13 protein-coding genes and 1 tRNA gene are annotated in these 16,629 nt (G+C 39.2%); 11 read left to right on the top strand and 3 right to left on the bottom strand.

The window, feature by feature from the left end; genetic code table 11:
* Positions 1–2: 2 nt before the first annotated feature.
* The 4 genes from CD03_RS0121420 (at position 3) to CD03_RS0121405 (ending at position 3,086) form a co-directional block, all read left to right on the top strand.
* Entirely contained in the window at positions 3–515 is a 513-nt protein-coding gene (locus tag CD03_RS0121420; RefSeq protein WP_027295387.1) for a DUF4446 family protein, read from the top strand.
* A gap of 149 nt (positions 516–664) precedes the next feature.
* On the top strand, positions 665–1,942 hold the full coding sequence (serS, locus tag CD03_RS0121415) for a serine--tRNA ligase (RefSeq protein WP_027295386.1): 1,278 nt from the start codon (positions 665–667) through the stop codon (positions 1,940–1,942).
* Between the two features lie 69 nt (positions 1,943–2,011).
* A complete protein-coding gene (locus CD03_RS0121410; protein ID WP_027295385.1) occupies positions 2,012–2,887 on the top strand; it encodes a DUF3881 family protein in 876 nt (291 codons plus the stop codon).
* Positions 2,888–3,014: 127 nt separating this feature from the next.
* Positions 3,015–3,086, top strand: a tRNA-Arg gene (locus CD03_RS0121405).
* A gap of 51 nt (positions 3,087–3,137) precedes the next feature.
* On the opposite strand, the gene CD03_RS0121400 is transcribed toward CD03_RS0121405, so the two are convergent.
* A complete protein-coding gene (locus CD03_RS0121400) occupies positions 3,138–3,644 on the bottom strand; it encodes a GNAT family N-acetyltransferase (protein WP_044289574.1) in 507 nt (168 codons plus the stop codon).
* A gap of 170 nt (positions 3,645–3,814) precedes the next feature.
* Between CD03_RS0121400 and CD03_RS34315 the strand changes: the two genes are divergently transcribed.
* The 3 genes from CD03_RS34315 to CD03_RS0121385 all read left to right on the top strand — a co-directional run bounded on the left by CD03_RS34315 (position 3,815) and on the right by CD03_RS0121385 (position 6,845).
* Complete coding sequence (locus tag CD03_RS34315) at positions 3,815–4,411, top strand: TetR/AcrR family transcriptional regulator (RefSeq protein WP_044289573.1); 597 nt, start codon at positions 3,815–3,817, stop codon at positions 4,409–4,411.
* Between the two features lie 369 nt (positions 4,412–4,780).
* Positions 4,781–5,332 (top strand): sigma-70 family RNA polymerase sigma factor, encoded by a 552-nt coding sequence (locus CD03_RS0121390; RefSeq protein ID WP_027295383.1) that lies wholly within the window; start codon positions 4,781–4,783, stop codon positions 5,330–5,332.
* Positions 5,325–6,845: a DUF4179 domain-containing protein gene (locus CD03_RS0121385; protein ID WP_027295382.1), complete on the top strand. Its 1,521-nt coding sequence runs from the start codon at positions 5,325–5,327 to the stop codon at positions 6,843–6,845. The genes CD03_RS0121390 and CD03_RS0121385 overlap by 8 nt, the downstream gene beginning before the upstream one ends.
* A 114-nt stretch (positions 6,846–6,959) precedes the next feature.
* Here CD03_RS0121385 and CD03_RS36330 read toward each other — a convergent pair whose 3' ends face one another.
* The gene (locus tag CD03_RS36330) at positions 6,960–8,519 is read right to left on the bottom strand and encodes a response regulator transcription factor (RefSeq protein ID WP_027295381.1); all 1,560 of its coding nucleotides are present in this window, start codon (positions 8,517–8,519) and stop codon (positions 6,960–6,962) included.
* Positions 8,494–10,293, bottom strand: coding sequence for a sensor histidine kinase (locus tag CD03_RS0121375; protein ID WP_027295380.1), 1,800 nt, complete (start codon positions 10,291–10,293; stop codon positions 8,494–8,496). Before CD03_RS0121375 ends, CD03_RS36330 begins: the two co-directional genes overlap by 26 nt.
* A 303-nt stretch (positions 10,294–10,596) precedes the next feature.
* Here CD03_RS0121375 and CD03_RS0121370 point away from each other — a divergent pair, with 303 nt between their 5' ends.
* From CD03_RS0121370 to CD03_RS0121355, 4 genes are all read left to right on the top strand, one after another.
* On the top strand, positions 10,597–11,982 hold the full coding sequence (locus CD03_RS0121370) for an ABC transporter substrate-binding protein (protein ID WP_027295379.1): 1,386 nt from the start codon (positions 10,597–10,599) through the stop codon (positions 11,980–11,982).
* Between the two features lie 91 nt (positions 11,983–12,073).
* Positions 12,074–12,940 (top strand): carbohydrate ABC transporter permease, encoded by an 867-nt coding sequence (locus tag CD03_RS0121365; RefSeq protein ID WP_027295378.1) that lies wholly within the window; start codon positions 12,074–12,076, stop codon positions 12,938–12,940.
* Positions 12,940–13,776: a carbohydrate ABC transporter permease gene (locus CD03_RS0121360; protein WP_052377905.1), complete on the top strand. Its 837-nt coding sequence runs from the start codon at positions 12,940–12,942 to the stop codon at positions 13,774–13,776. The genes CD03_RS0121365 and CD03_RS0121360 overlap by 1 nt, the downstream gene beginning before the upstream one ends.
* Positions 13,777–13,797: 21 nt before the next feature.
* Positions 13,798–16,599 (top strand): glycoside hydrolase family 38 C-terminal domain-containing protein, encoded by a 2,802-nt coding sequence (locus CD03_RS0121355; protein ID WP_027295376.1) that lies wholly within the window; start codon positions 13,798–13,800, stop codon positions 16,597–16,599.
* The last annotated feature ends 30 nt before the right edge of the window (positions 16,600–16,629 follow it).

Genomic DNA, 16,629 nt, shown 5'->3' with positions numbered 1-16,629 from the left:
AAATGGAAAGTAAAATCATCAATGCTTTAGGAATCGATCCGGGGATTATTTTAATTCTTATGATGATTATGATAATCATCCTCTTTGTGTTCCAAATAAAGAATTCATTTAAAATGGATCGTTTTATGAAAAAGTATAAAACTTTCATGAAGGGAAAAGATGGTATATCATTAGAAAAAACCATCCTTCACAATATAAATGATATTGATATGCTGATGGAGTCCAGTAAAAATCATATGGAGGAAATCAAACAGATAAAAGAAATACAAAACAGGACTTTGAATAAAACTGCAATTGTAAAATACGATGCCTTTAAAGAAGTAGGAGGTAAATTAAGTTTTGCCCTGGCTATGTTGGATAAAGAAGATAACGGACTGGTTATAAATGCAATCCATAGCAGGGAAGGATGTTATACCTATATTAAGGAAATTGTAAAGGGTGAGTCCTATATTGTACTTGGTGAAGAAGAAAAAGAAGCACTAAGACAGGCAGTAAATGCCCATACGGAAATATAAAATTGTCATCGAAAAAGCAGATATTATGTAAATAATCTGCTTTTTTTTGACCCTTTACGAATGAAGAAAAATAGGGTATTATATAAGGTAGAAATTTAATATTATAGGATTTTATAGTAAAATTAAGATAGAAGAGAGGACATTAAAACATGTTAGATATAAAATTTTTAAGAGAGAATCCGGAAGTTGTAAAACAAAATATTCGTAATAAATTTCAGGATTATAAGCTTGAAAAGGTAGATGAAGTTTTAAAGTTGGATCAGGAAAACAGAGATATCAAAAAAGAAGTAGAATCTTTAAGAGCTGAGCGTAATAAATTATCCAAACAAATCGGCGGATTAATGGCACAGGGTAAAAAAGATGAAGCAGAAGAAATTAAAAAACAGGTAGCTTCCCAGGCAGAAAGATTAAACGAGTTATCTGAAAAAGAAAGAAATGTTGAAGAAGAGCTCAAAAAAATTATGATGATAATTCCTAACATTATTGACTCATCCGTACCAATTGGTAAAGATGATAGTGAAAATGTGGAAGTACAAAAATACGGAGAACCTTTTGTACCTGAATTTGAGATTCCATATCATACAGAAATTATGGAAAAATTTGACGGCATTGATTTAGACAGTGCAAGAAAAGTAGCAGGAAACGGATTTTATTATCTGATGGGTGATATAGCAAGACTACACTCTGCTGTCATTTCTTATGCACGTGATTTTATGATCAACCGTGGATTTACTTACTGCATTCCACCGTTTATGATTCGAAGCGATGTAGTGACCGGTGTAATGAGTTTTGCAGAAATGGAAGCTATGATGTATAAAATAGAAGGTGAAGACCTCTATTTAATTGGTACAAGCGAACATTCTATGATTGGTAAGTTTATTGATACGATTATTCCCGAAGAACAGCTGCCAAAAACAATGACAAGCTATTCTCCATGTTTCCGTAAAGAAAAGGGTGCCCATGGTATTGAAGAAAGAGGTGTCTACCGTATTCATCAGTTTGAAAAACAGGAGATGATCGTGGTTTGTAAACCAGAAGACAGCGTGGTATGGTTTGAGAAGTTATGGCAGAATACAGTTGATCTGTTCCGTTCTATGGATATTCCTGTTCGTACTTTAGAATGCTGCTCCGGAGATTTGGCTGATCTGAAGGTTAAATCTATTGATGTAGAAGCCTGGTCACCAAGACAGAAAAAATATTTTGAAGTAGGAAGCTGCTCTAATTTAGGGGATGCACAGGCAAGAAGATTAAAAATACGTGTAAATGGGGAAAGTGGCAAGTACTTGGCGCATACACTAAATAATACAGTAGTAGCTCCGCCGAGAATGTTAATTGCTTTCCTGGAGAACAATTTGAATGAAGATGGAAGTATCCGTATACCGGAAGCATTACGTCCATACATGGGTGGTATGAGTGTTATTAAATAATTTATTACAAAAGAAGAATCAATTAGAAGAGCATGATCACAAAATATTGATTGTAAGGAGGTGAATGTAGTGCACAGTTATTTAAGGGCAATCGGTTTTAGCAACCTGGAGAAGAGAAAAGAAGTGGATCAGATCGTAAAAGACATCTGTGAAAATAGTGACAAAAAGCAAGTAGTGGAAGAAGATGAAGGTGCATTTATTGAGATGTCAAAAGATTTTGGCCAGGATATAGGCATTACAGTTTGCGGGGAATTGGATGAACAGGGGTTCCATCAGGAATATTATTTTCCTTATTTTAAAGGGACGGGAATTACCAGTGATGAAGATCTGGTAATTGAAAAGCATGTAGGAAAAGAATCCTATGCAGGTGTATGTGAAGATGTAAGAGTCGGAGTATCTTTGATTTTTTATCTCCAGAATGCAGCAGATTATAAAATGCAGGCAAATTTAAATAAATTAAGCGGCCAGAATATAAGTACTACATTTTCAGGATTATCCACTAAGGGTAAGATCTTACTTCCGATTCAGAAAAGTGAACAGCAGATTGATACAGATAAAGAGGCTACCAAAAATCGAAATCATTTGATTGCCGCTGCAAGAAATGGTGATGAAGATGCAATTGAAAGTCTGACCTTGGAAGACATTGATACTTATACCATGATATCCAGACGTATTATGCAGGAAGATGTATTTACGATTGTCGATACGTTCTTTATGCCTTATGGTATGGAATGTGATCAGTATCATATTATGGGAGAGATTAAGTCTTGTAATAAGGTGAAAAATACGTTAAGTCAGGAAGAAATTTATCAGATGAAAATATTATGTAATGAAATGGTATTTGATATTTGCATAAATGAAAAAGATTTAATGGGTGTTCCGGAAGAGGGCAGAAGATTTAAAGGTGTGATCTGGCTGCAGGGATGTTTGAATTTTCCAGAATAAAATTTGTATTCAACATGAACAGCTATTGTGCAGTTTCTGCCAATAGCTGTTTTTTTAAGTAAATATTGAAATTGACTTGACTTTTTAGGTTAAAAAGTGTAATATTTATAAAGTAACTTTTATCCTTGTCCCCTTAGTAAAATGGATATTACGAATCCCTCCTAAGGATTAAGTGCAGGTTCGATTCCTGCAGGGGACGGTTAAGTAAAAGTTAAAACAGAGATTCCTATATAACAGGAATCTCTGTTTTTTAGTTACATTTTTCCAATACTATTAGTTCTTTGATATAATAATTTTTTTCTGAATCAAAGATATAACCATTTGCCAGTAATGCCTTGTTAGAAGGTATATTTTCTATATCTGGCTGAACAATAATTTTCTCTGCAATTTGTTCTGCTTTTACTTTTTGGGTTAGAAGGCGGATAATTTCTTTACCATACCCCTTTCTTAAGTAGTTTTCATTTCCGATCAGATAGTCAATACTAAAAGTATGATTAGGCTTTGAAACAGAGTACCAATCTTCTATTTCATCGTTGATTCCATCATAGCAATCATAATACTGGCAGAAACCAATTGGTATATCATTACTCATAACAATAAAATGATGGATCCAGGAATGGGTGTCTGCCCGGTGATGTACTTCCATAAGCCAGTCTTCAGGGTCAAGATACCATTTTTTTATATATTCCTTGTTTAACCATATTTCAAATAATAATAGGTCTTCATCAGTAAAAGGTCTTAAATATATTTTATTCATATGTTAATTTCCTTTCTGTACAACAAAAATATGAATAAATATTCTTGTTTTTATAATTTTAGCATTACTAGTCACAAGTTGTCAATAGAAAACAAAAATAATTATTCTTATTTATATTGAAAATTAATGAGGTATGTATTATACTGCATATTGAAAGAGAGATGATAAGAATGCCACAGATACGAAAACCTACACAGAAACGATCTATCGAAAAACAGAATAAAATAATCCATGCTGGTTTTGAGCTGTTTTGCGAAAAAGGATATTATGAAACAAATACCAATGAAATATGTAAGAGGGCAGGTGTTTCTACCGGGGCTCTTTATAGTTACTTTCCGGACAAAAAAGCAATTTTTATTTCTGCATTTCAAAAGTTTTTTGAAGAACAGATTGACCCCTTACTTTTTTCCTTATCTGAAGGTGATGAACCATTTACGGTAGATGAATTTATTGAAAAAACCATTTGTGTGTTTACTAGTATTTATGCAAATTCTGCCAGGGGTATTGCTGAATTAAGTAATATGATGAATAAAGACGAAGAGATCTTCCAAACGTTTTGTGGTTTGGAAGAAAAATTAATGAATGTGTTTATTGATACGCTTGTTCAAAATAATATCAATGCTTCTTTAGAAAAGCTCTATCTGATTTATGCCATGATAGATGCAATTGCTCAGGAAAACAATATTAATGCCCACAGTGAGATGGATAGCAATAAACTTTTACAGGCAGGGATTAACGCAATAAAGGGTTTGCTGGAGATCGTATGATAACTGTATATATCTTGGAAGCTTCGCCAGTTGTTACCGGAGTATGAGGCAGATAATAAGATTTGACGTATGAGACAGATTTGATACCGGGGTTGAATAACCGGCAGGCTTATGTGCCTGTATGACTGAACTTAAGGGGTGATCCAAGAATGGATTATCCCTTTTTTATTTTTGTCTGTGACTTTTATTTAGTATTTTATTTAAAAAGATAAAAAGCGCAACCTTTTTCCTATATAAAGCATCTAATCAATGTGCACAAAATTAATTAGAAAAGTAATACAGCAATAAGCAGCCATAGATAAATACAATAACAGGTTTGTTACGTTATGTTGTTATTAAGATGGGCGAAGCGAAAGGAATGATATAAAAATGGAGAACATACAGGGAGAAGATCTGATGCTTGCCCGAAAGGCAAAAAAAGGCGATGTACAAGCTTATGGAGACTTAATTAAATTTCATAAAGAATATCTTTACCGAACTGCATTTTCCTATGTGAAAAATCAGGATTTGGCACTGGATGTTCTTCAGGATACTACCGTTCAGGGATTGCTGGCTATTCATAATCTGAGAGAACCTCAGTATTTTAAAACCTGGATAACCAGAATACTATATAACTGTGCTATGCAAATGTATCGTAAGTCATCCAAAGTAATTCCTTATGCCCAGGATGATATCCCGCAAGATACGGTAAAGCAGATGGACAGCGGTATTTCCCAGGAAGAAAAAATGGATCTCCACAATGCGGTAAGACAGCTGGATGAGCCATACCGGACGCTGATTGTACTGAAGTATTTTGAAGGGCTGACCATATCTGAAATATCTAAAATGTCTTCAAAGCCTGAGGGGACTATTAAATCAGACCTGTCAAAGGCAAAAAAGAAACTGCGCATGATTTTGAAAGAGGGGTATATTTATGCTTAATAAAAATGAGTTTGATCAAATTCCGATACCGGAGAATATTGATGATGTTATTGATAAAGGAGTTACAAGGGCTGTTAAAATAAAAAAAAGACAGCGGAGGAAGAAATTTATAACAACGACGACAGGCATTGCTGCCGCTGTAGCCGTCTTTTCTTTGTTCTGCGTATCTAATCCTGCCCTGGCAGCTAAAATACCTTTAATCGGGCATATATTTGAGCGGGTGGAGTCTACGGTGAGCTATAAGGGAGATTTCAGTTCTACGGCACAGGTTTTGGTGACGGAAGGAGCGGAAGATACCGGGGCTGTTACAGAGATTGGTGAAACAACAAAAGGGGCTGAAACAGAAGGGATTGAAAAAAAGGGGATTAAAAAAGAGGAGAATGAAAAAGAGGGGATTGTAACAAAAGGGATTAAAAAAGAGGAGAATGAAAAACAGGAGAATGATAAACAGGGAAATGATAAACAGGGAAATGAAAAACAGGAACAGGTACAAGAAAAGGCTGCCAGGGAAAGTAAATATATCAAAACTTCTAATGGCTTAACAGTTACGGTTTCTGAAGTATATTATAGTACAAAAGCTTTATATCTGGCAATGAGTATTAAAAATGAAGAAGAGTTCCCGGCAGATTTTATAAGAACAAAAAATATGGAGGACTATATTTTAGATTATGATACACTGAAACTGGATGGAACAGCAAGTTTTAGTTTTTCTGATATGGATATCGGACCGGAACTGTATATAGAAGGTCAGTTTATTGACAATCATACATTTGCAGGAATCTACCGTGTATCACTTGATCAGTTTTCCTATTATCCTACGGATGAGGAAATTGCAGCAAAAGGACTGGACATTAATGATTACGTAAAAGATGATATGAGTACTGATGAAGCTGCGTTAAAGGTGGATGAATATAACTTGAAATTAAAGGAGCAGTTTCCGGAGATTGGCAAACCTCTTCCGGTTCCTGATAACTTTACTTATAGTTTAAATCTGACTGATATTTCCGGAGAATTGTTTGAGACAGAAGCAAGAACCGTAACCTTCCCGGAAGGTGATACCGGGGTAATATATGATAATCTTGTGAAGCGGTATGAGGGCGAATGGAATTTTGAATTTGATGTGTCTCTGGACACCTCAAGGACTCAGACTGTGGAACTAAACGATACCAATGCAGATGGACTGGGGATTTCCAAAGTTGAAAAAACACCTTATGAAATTACTGCACAGATGATCATCCCCTCAGATAAGCTGAATTACGATTATTTTCTGGTTATTTTAGACAAAGATGGAGAACTGCTGGATTATCAGGGCAGTTACGCAGATACCTACCAGCTCTATGGAAGGGACACCGGCACTGTGTACATTTATATTTGTGACTATATCCAATACATGGATGAAATTAAGGGGTATTACTGGTCCCCTGATTATGAAGAAAAGAAAAAAACAAAGACATACAAACAATACCTGGATGAGAAGTCACTGTACCATACAGAAGTTACTTTTCAGGAATAACCATATACTGCTTTAATATTGGAGGCGTATTTTTGTAATAAACGGCTCTCTGTCCAACAGACGGAGGGCCGTTTATTATGAAAGTATGCTTTTATGTCTTACAGGTATGGCTGATCAGTTTTTCCGGAAGTCTCCAGGTCTCTTTCCCGTGGTTTTTTTAAAGATGGTAAAGAAGTAAGTGATGTTAGCAAAGCCTACGGCTTCTGCAATTGCTGAGGTCTTCCAGGAGGTACTTTTCAGCAAGTGGATTGCTTTGGAGATACGGATTCGGTTTAAATAGTCAGAAAAGTATTCATTGGTGTCTATTGCAAACTGGCGGCCAAGGTAGGCAGCATTTACATTCAGCTGTGAGGCCAGGGTTTTCAGAGATAGATTAATATCCTGGTAGTTGCTGCATACATAGCTGAGCGCATTTTGAATCAGGTACGAATAGGTGGGATTTGTATTTTCATCCAGCTGGTCCATCAAAGTTGTAAATAGTTGATACAGCTTTTCTTCCAGTTCGGTAAGTGAAAGTGCCGATCCGATAATACGAAAGGCTTCTTTTTTTTGAACATCAATGTCTGCGCTGGAAAAAAGTGATGACTTTAATTCCTGCATGGCGCAGATGATAAACTCAATCAGTTGATATTTAATATTTTCCAGATTGTTGTTGTTGTCCTGGCGGAGCATTTCGGCAAAGTATTGACGAAGCAGTTCCAGAAGGGCTTTGCTGTCACGTGCTTCAATAATATTTGCAAGGCTGGAATAATCAAAAATATAGGGGGTATCTTTTTCAAGCTGTACAATGGTATCTTTCTGAAACAGGTTCTGCATGATTTCTTTGCGTTCTGCAGACTGGAGGCAGTATATGTAGGAGGCAGAAAGGTCATGCACTGTTGAGGCATTTTCACTTAGAGAGGTAATGACAGGAAAGGAAATGCGTTCTTTTAACTGTCTGATGCAGGACTCCAGCAGGCGTTCGTAATCAGCATTTGTTAAGGAATATGCATAATCCTTGAAAATAAGAATGATGTTATCAGATGTGTCGAGTGCAGCGTAGCAGTCACAGGTATCTTTACAAATCTTTTCACACAATCTGGCTGTGGAAAAATCTGCCCATTTCATGGAACGTTCCCCGCTGTGAAACAAGGGCTTTAGAAGTCCCACACGCATTTTACTACAGCGAAAGGTAAGATTTACAAAGCGGCATTTCTCACGTAATTCCCGGGTGTCGATACGGTTGGTCAGGACCCTTACCAGAATGTCATTGCGAAGAGCCATAAGACTTTCCTGAAACTGCTGTTTTTGTGTTTGGGTATCATCCAGCATGTGCACTGTAGATATAATTGTATTTGTCAGTTCTTCCTGATTTACAGGTTTAAGCAGATAATTGACTGCACCATGCTGCATAGCGGTGCGAACGTATTCAAAATCGTTGTAGCCGCTCAGTATGATAAATTTGGGGCAATGTGGCAGATGGGAACAAAGCTCAATAAGTTCCAGCCCATTCATGTTGGGCATATTGATATCAATAAGAGCAATGTCAATAATCTGGTCTTTGATGTTCAGATAGGCTTTCATGCCATCCTCCGATTCAGATACAATTTCAATTCCGTAAACTTCCCATTCGATCAGATTCCGAAGACCGGAACGGATCAGGGGTTCATCATCCACAATAATCATTTTGTACATATTTCTCCATCTCCTTTTTCTCTAAGGCAGGAAGCGTAACTACCACCGCAGTGCCTCTGTATAATTTACTGTTAATACTGAGTCCATATTGCTTTCCGAACAAAAGCTGGATTCTGGTATGAACATTCCTTAGTGCCAGACCATAGGAAGAGTGTGTCTGGATACCGGCGATATGGTCTTGGAGGTCAGCAAGGGTTTCTTCACGCATTCCGGTGCCGTTATCGGTAATAGTGAGCGTGATTATGTTGTCGCAGACCTGGAAATTTATACTGATTTCAAGTGGCTGGCTATTTTGAGGAAAGCCGTGGGTTAGGTTGTTTTCTACAATGGGCTGGAGGGTGAACTTAGGGATACCCAGATAAAGAATGTCAGGAGGCACATTCATCAGGACACTGAGCTTATCTCCAAAGCGGAATTTCTGCAATTCCAGGTATGATTCTATGTAATCTATTTCGTCCTCCAGATATACTATATCATGGTTAAAATCTTTCATCCAATGAAAAAGGTTACCCAGGTTGGCAAGCATCTCAGCTACCTCATAGTTATCGTCTTCAAGTGCCCTCATGCGAATGCTTTCCAGGGTATTTGCCAGAAAATGCGGGTTGATCTGCGCCTGGAGGGCATAAAGTTCTGCAGTCCTGCGCTGTGTCTCAGCCAGATAGGTCTTTTTGATATAGATATCTAAAGTTTCACACATGGTATTAAAGGTCTGGCTTAAATAGCCGATTTCGTCATCGGAGTTAACCGGCAGCCTGGTGTCAAAATCCCCTTGGCTGATCAGGGATATAGCGGAAGCCAGATCATGAAAACGTCTTTTGTAATACTTGTGAAGTACAGTAACAATGGTGACCAGGCACAGAATACTGAGGCCGGTAACCAGAATGATTTTCTGGATAATACCCCAGATGTTTTTCATTAGTTTTTCATCAGAGACAGCGCTGATGATTTTCAGACCGGACAGGCTGACTGATTTGTTAGACAGGATATCTTCCTCCGGCAAAAATCCTTTCTTGTAATTAAGGTTAATGTAAGAAGGATTATTCGAATAAATTATTTTGGAAGATCCGTTCACCACAATATATTCCCCGTCCGCAGCGTTGTCAATTTCATTGTATGTGGCACTGATTTCCCGGGGAGAAAAGTTCATCATCAGGTATCCGGTAACGATTTTTTTCGTTGGATAATTCATGTCATACAGCTTGCCTATAAATGTCACTACTTCAGAATTTTCTTTGGATGACTGGGGGATATAAGGAGGAGCTGCATCATAAATAGTGGTAAGTGTTTCCGAAGTATTTTTAAAATCTTTTATGTAAGGCAGTTTATTATAATCATAGCTGATAGAAATCTTACGACTGCTGACATTGGAATAGGAAAAGGCATTTTTTCCGTCGGACGTAAAGAGGATGGTGTCCTGAATCATGTGATCCGAGTAGCACAGGGCAGTCAGGTAATCTGTTATTTTATTCAGATTATTCGATTGATAAATATCAGACGAATTGGATCTGGTGGATGAAATAATATTTGCAATATGGTCTGTGGAGTGCATTAAGATTCGCTGGTTGTACATCATATTATATTTGTCCAGCATAAATTGTTCAATTCTTTCGGCTGCTTCGCTGACCAGAAGCTGATCCTTGCCCTTGATGTTAATCGTAAAATTAATTAGCTGAAATGAGCTGGTAGCCAAAGAACACAGGATAATGAGTAAAATTGTTGCAAAGGAGATTTTGCTAAAAATACTGGTATTTTCTATCCGTTTTTTTATTTTCATGACACACTCACTTTCTGTCTCTTTGTATAATATTTGAATCAATACTATATTAAATATATAGAAATTGCAATATGACCTGCAATTTTCGAAAGAGTTCTATAATTTGTGAAATTGTAACCCTCTGATTTATGAAATATAATGTAGTCATCAAAGCAAACCGGTGAGTTACGATCAAGTCGAAGACCCCGCGCAGAGAGCTGAGGGGGCTTTGACCCTCGCGGCAGCAGTCATGTGGACAGGCAGTCATACCTACTTGGCTCGTTGCCCGCGGGAATAAAAAAGAGATAAAAGGAGGATACAGTTTTGAAAAGAAGAAGAAAAATAATAGCAATTTTACTGACCGCATGTATGTCAGCAACATTTATTGCAGGATGCGGTGGCGGCAAAACCCAGACGAATGCAACTACAGGAGAAACAAAAGAAGCAGCAACAGCAGGGGAGACAAAAGAGACGTCTGCGGCAGCTGATGAAACAAAAGCAGCGGATACTGCAGCGGCAGATGATACCGGAAGTGAAGGACAGACTACGATCACCTTTGGTGTTTTTGAGACAGATAATATCACGGCAGAGATCTGGCAGGGAATGATTGATTCATTTGAAGCAGCCAATCCGGAAATTAACGTAGAGAAGGTTCTGGCAACCGGTGATGACCGTGCTTCCTTCTGGAAAACCATGTTAAGCAGCGGTAATTTCCCGGATGTTGTAATTGAGGCAGAACAGCTGGCAACAATGGAAGGTATTTTTACTGAGGTACCCCAGGATGTTCTGGATCTCTTTGAGGAATCTGCACTGTGTACCTATAATGGAAAGAGCATAACCGTACCAAGTTTTAAACAGTATAAAATGCAGTGTTATTATAACAAAGCAGTATTCAATGAACTGAAGCTGGAAGAGCCTAAAACCTGGGATGAATTTATGAATGTGTGTCAGACCATTAAAGATGCAGGCAAAGTACCGTTAATGTGCGGCGGAACCGGGGATATCTGGGCAACGGGAGAACCATTCTGGATTGCAGAAGGGGATACGGCTTTATTGTCTAAATACCCGAATTTTAACCAGGAATTAAAAGAAGGTAAAAATACATGGAATAATGAGACAACGGTTGACGTTCTGACGAAGTGGCAGGACATGGTTAATAAAGGATATTACTATGAAGGTGCTATGTCATTAAGTTACAGCCAGGCTTCCGAAGAGTTTAAGAAGGGAACAGCAGCTATGATGGTTGACGGTTCCTGGCAGGCAGCAGGCCTGGACGGAGAAAAGAATGAAGACTTTGGCGTATTTTCAGTTCCAACTATGGATGGAAGCGAAATCTGCGTTGCAGACTGTTCCTACTGGGGCGTTTCTGAGACATGTGAGAATAAGGATGCTGCTTTCCAGTTCATCAAATATGTGTTTGATGAAAATCAGGAAGTATATAAGACATACCTGCAGTCAGACGGCTTATATTCTACTACAAAAAAAGCAGTATCTTACGAACAGGGACCGGTTACTACAAAGTTCTTAGACAATACTTCCGGATGGAACACCGTTCAGGAAATTATAAAACTTCCGGGCGAATTTGCAGTTCCAAGTGGAATGCAGTCTTATATGGATAAATCATTCCAGAATATTTTTAACGGAGCAGATGTAAAAGCGGAAGTGGAAAACTGGGATGTTGAATATCAAAGATTACTGGATGCGCAATAAAACGAAATTTGAATAGAACAGGGCTGTTGTAGATTCAAACAGAAAAGATGGATTTGCAGCAGCTTTTCTTAAATAATATGAGGTGTTTAAAATGAAAAAAAGTAAAATGTCCCTTGGCTTTGCCGCACCGGCATTTATAATCTATACTGTTTTACTTGTAATTCCTATTTTTATGGCTTTTTATTTCAGTTTGAATAAGTGGAACGGTTTCAATGCAATGGAATTTCTGGGACTTGAGAATTATCTGAATGTATTCCGGGATGCCAGATTGGGAAATGCAGTAAAGAATACTGCTGTTATTTCCGTTGTAGTAGTCGTTCTTGTAAATATACTTGGTTTATTTTTAGCAATGCTGGTAAATACAGCTTCTGCAAAGAGTAACGTTTTTAGAATTATCTTTTTTGTTCCGTTTGTATTAAGTACCGTGGCAATCTCCTTTGTTTGGAAGAGTATTCTTTCCTATAATGGTGTACTAAATGGTATTCTCAGTGCCCTGGGATTGTCGGATCTTGTTGGTAACTGGCTTGGAAGTCAGGGGTCGGCAATTGTATGTATTATCATTGTAGAAATCTGGCGCACACTTGGCTATCATATGATGCTGTATCTTGCAGCGCTTCAGACAGTGCCTCATGAATTATACGAAGCATGTACCGTAGATGGCGGGAACCGTTGGAAAAAATTCCGCAACGTAACCCTTCCGCTTATTATACCGGGCATGTCGGTGAGCTTTCTGATGAGTATTATCAATGAACTTCGTATGTACGACGTCGTGAAGATTATGACAGACGGTGGTCCCGGTTACGATACGGAAACGGTAGTATATAATATTGTTTCCCAGGGCTTTTCCAATAATATGGTAGGTTACTCTTCTGCAATATCAGTTGTATTATTCCTGGCAATCGGAGCAATCTCAATCTTCATTGTCAGTGCCATGAATAAAAAGGAGGTGGAAATGTAATGCATTCTATGAAAGCGAAAACCAGGGCGGTAAATATTTTCCAGACCGCTTTTCTGTTTATTCTGGCAATCATAGTGATTCTGCCTATTTACATAGCTATCGCCAATACCTTTAAAGACTCCGGCATCATTCTGGATCAGCCGCTGACCCTTCCGATTCCACCTACGATGGAAAATATTATCAGTGTATTACAAAGCCCGAATACCAATTTAGTGGAGATGTATACCAATTCCATTATCCTAATGGTGGCTGGAACGGTAATAACGGTAATCGTGTCTTCCCTGGCGGCTTATTATCTGGCAAGGGTGAAGTCCAGGCTCTCCGGTATGCTCCGGGTGTATTTCCTGATTGGAATCATGGTTCCTTATGTTATCGTTTATCTGCCTTTGTGTATTTTACTGCGGAATATGGGTATCCCGTTTGGAGTACCTATTCTGATTCTGGTATTTGTATCCGGTAATATTTCCTTTGCTTCTTTTATGTATACCAATTATGTGCATTCACTGCCTATAGAGTTGGAAGAAGCGGCATCGATTGACGGAGCGACCAGGTTCCGTATATTCTGGTCCATTTTGTTTCCACTGCTTCGGCCCTGTACGGCAACTATTGCAATCTTCGTAGGTCTTGGAATCTGGAATGACTTTCAGACACCGCTGCTGCTGGGACAGGTTAGGACGATTACCGTAGGTATTTATACTGCTATTGGCCCCCATTCTGCAAACTGGGGAATTGTATTCGCCTATGTATTTTTTGCGGCAATGCCCGTTATTATTGCATATCTTTGTGCACAGAAGAATTTTGTCAGCGGTCTGACTATGGGAGCGTTGAAAGGTTAAATAAGAGAAGGAGTTTTGTATATGGATAAAAAAGGTTATGTAATTACACATACGCACTGGGATAGGGAATGGAGGTATCCAATCTGGGAAAGCAGAATTTATCTGGCGGAAATGCTGGATGAGTTGCTGGATGTGCTGGATACCCGATCGGATTATGTAAGTTTTCTCTTTGACGGACAGAGCGTATTCTTAGAAGATTACCTAATGATTCGTCCGGAGAATAAAGAGCGGTTAGAAAAGCATATTCGGGACAGACGGCTTTTGATCGGACCATGGTATACCCTTCCGGATCTGTATCCGGTCAGCGGAGAAAGCCTGGTAAGAAATCTTCTAAAAGGAGATCAGGTCTGCGCCCGGTACGGACATAAATTAAATGTGGGCTATGAATCTTTTGGATGGGGACAGCCCAGTCAGTTTCCTCAGATATACAAAGGCTTTGGCATTGATTTAGTCATTGTGGCAAAAAGAGTAAATGAGAGAAAAGCACCGGAGAGCGAGTTTATCTGGGAAGGTAAAGACGGTACTCAGGTACTTGCCAGCAGGCTTGGAGAGGATGCCCGTGCCAATTTCTATATGAATACCTATATGGAAGCCATGAGCGGAAGGGCATACAAGTCAGATGAGTTCCGCTACGACTATGGGAATACAAGACTTTATCACAGAGCAGATAAAACCGGAAGTGAACAGGATTTCTTTATGCTCAGCCACAGGGAAGAGGTTCATGAAGAAAAACTGAAAGAGCTTGCCCTTTATTCCTGGAATGCCATGAATGCCAGCAGGTTAAAAAATGACCGGGTTTTAATGGATGGATCGGATTCCACCTGTGCACAGACCAGGTTACCGAAATTAATTGATAAAATAAATGAAGTTCTAAAAGAAGAGGGTATCACCCTATCCCATACAAATATGGAAGATTATGCGGCAATTTTAAAGGAAAAGCTGGCAGGGGAAGACCTAAGAGTCATTAAAGGGGAACTGAGAGATGGTCCGGCACCTTCCGTGTCAGCCAATGCACTGATGACCCGCTACCCTGTGAAAAAGAAAAATAAATCGGCAGAAAGCATCCTGATGGATATGGCAGAACCGCTTTCAGTAGCCGGGGTATTGATGGGAATGAATTATGACAGGAATTACCTGAACAGAGCCAGAGACTATCTGTTGGGTTCCCAGTCCCATGACAGCATTAACGGCGTTGTACAGGAGAAAACGGTCAGAGATGTTATGTACCGTCTGGATCAGTGTACAGAATTATCCGAATGTGTAAATGATCAGGTCATCCGCTATATTGCTTCCAATATATCCGGAGCAGATTTTCAAAAAGAAGATATCCTGGTTCTCCTTGTTAATCCTCTTCCTGCAAAAAGAAATGAAGTGGTGGAACTGGTAATTGATACACCGGAAGAACAGAATATCTGGGATTTTGATGTGTACAGTATGGATGGGAAGAAATTAGAAATTGCCCATATTTCCAGAAAAGAAACAGTAACACCTGCAGTCAGCCGCCATACCAGGCCGGAACCTTTCTATGCGGACCGCCATGAACTTATCCTGGAGACAGGTGAAATACCTGCAGGAGGATATAAAACAGTGAAACTGGTACCCAGGCAGAAATTTGCCAGAAAGCAGAAATTCTGGCCGGCAACCCGCATGAGCGATGGCAGGGAGCTTGGAATAGGTGCCTGTGTCATGGAAAATAAATATCTGAGGGCCAGCGTCCAGCCAAACGGTACAGTGAAATTGCTGGACAAGGAAACGGGATTTGAAACAGGTGAGCTCAATTACCTGGAAAGCGGCGGCGATATCGGTGATTACTGGATTCATTATCCGCCTTATCATGATCAGATATTCTCAAGCCGTGGAACCTCTGCAGATATCTGGATGGAAGAAAACACACCCCTTCAGACCAGCATCTGTGTTTCATATAAGTTCCGCGTCCCGGCATTTAGCCTGCGCCCCGAAGCAGGAATCCAGGGAGAAAGCAAGAGAAGCAGTGAAATGACAGACCTTTTGGTTGCTATCCGTTACATATTGAAGAAAGATGCAAAAAAGCTGGATGTAATTCTGAAGGTAAGAAATACTGCAAAGGATCACCGGCTGTCGGTAAACTTTAATGCAGATGTCTTGGCTGAAGGTGCATCTGCCGGAGGACATTTCTGTGTGGACTATAGAAATGCAGCTGCAGACAAGGAAGAAAACGGACTCCGTTGTACAGAGATGGATAAACTGCCGATGCAGGGATTTGTGGATATCAGTGATGGGAACAAGGGATTTGGAGTAGTCTCACAGGAATTTATAGAATACGATGCTTCCCGTAAGGGAATTTTATCCTGTACATTATTCCGGGCGGTAAGAAATATGATCTGTACCGAGTTCCGCAGTGGATCTTCTTATCCGTCGCAGGAGGGCGGACAGCTCCAGGAAGAAATGGAATACCGCTATGGATTAACGGTTCACAGAGGCAGTTGGGAAGACGCCGGATTGCAGGAAGAGAGCAGGCGCCAGAGAATTCCTGTTCTGCCGGTGCAGTTCAGTACGGATTATGAAAATACAGGATATTTACCGAATGAAAAGAGCTTTTTTGAGGTCAAAGGAGCACAGGCATCCTGTATCAAGATGGGGGAAGACAGGGACGTCATCATTCTTCGTATCTACAATCCATGTACAGAAACAAAAGAGGCAGCGCTGATATTTGACCGTCCTGTAAAAGAAGCATATCTGGTTAATATGAAGGAAGAAAGAATTACGGACCTTACTTATGAGGGAACCGCTTTGAACCTGGAACTGGGACCGGATAAAATTATGACAGTTGAAGTAAAACTTTAAAGTAAAGTTGTTGAGAAAAAATATAAGAAA

The organism is Robinsoniella sp. KNHs210, assembly GCF_000686105.1.
Classification (GTDB): Bacteria; Bacillota; Clostridia; order Lachnospirales; family Lachnospiraceae; genus Robinsoniella; species Robinsoniella peoriensis.
The sequence above is the reverse complement of the archived record's forward strand: the minus strand, read 5'-3'. Positions and strand labels throughout refer to the sequence as shown.

What these genes read in the sequence shown, in the direction of transcription:
- CD03_RS0121420 (WP_027295387.1), top strand. Translation starts at nt 3, where the DNA reads ATGGAAAGTAAAATCATCAATGCTTTAGGAATCGATCCGGGGATTATT.
- serS (WP_027295386.1), top strand. Translation starts at nt 665, where the DNA reads ATGTTAGATATAAAATTTTTAAGAGAGAATCCGGAAGTTGTAAAACAA.
- CD03_RS0121400 (WP_044289574.1), bottom strand. Translation starts at nt 3,644, where the DNA reads ATGAATAAAATATATTTAAGACCTTTTACTGATGAAGACCTATTATTA.
- CD03_RS34315 (WP_044289573.1), top strand. Translation starts at nt 3,815, where the DNA reads ATGCCACAGATACGAAAACCTACACAGAAACGATCTATCGAAAAACAG.
- CD03_RS0121390 (WP_027295383.1), top strand. Translation starts at nt 4,781, where the DNA reads ATGGAGAACATACAGGGAGAAGATCTGATGCTTGCCCGAAAGGCAAAA.
- CD03_RS0121385 (WP_027295382.1), top strand. Translation starts at nt 5,325, where the DNA reads ATGCTTAATAAAAATGAGTTTGATCAAATTCCGATACCGGAGAATATT.
- CD03_RS36330 (WP_027295381.1), bottom strand. Translation starts at nt 8,519, where the DNA reads ATGTACAAAATGATTATTGTGGATGATGAACCCCTGATCCGTTCCGGT.
- CD03_RS0121375 (WP_027295380.1), bottom strand. Translation starts at nt 10,293, where the DNA reads ATGAAAATAAAAAAACGGATAGAAAATACCAGTATTTTTAGCAAAATC.
- CD03_RS0121365 (WP_027295378.1), top strand. Translation starts at nt 12,074, where the DNA reads ATGAAAAAAAGTAAAATGTCCCTTGGCTTTGCCGCACCGGCATTTATA.
- CD03_RS0121360 (WP_052377905.1), top strand. Translation starts at nt 12,940, where the DNA reads ATGCATTCTATGAAAGCGAAAACCAGGGCGGTAAATATTTTCCAGACC.
- CD03_RS0121355 (WP_027295376.1), top strand. Translation starts at nt 13,798, where the DNA reads ATGGATAAAAAAGGTTATGTAATTACACATACGCACTGGGATAGGGAA.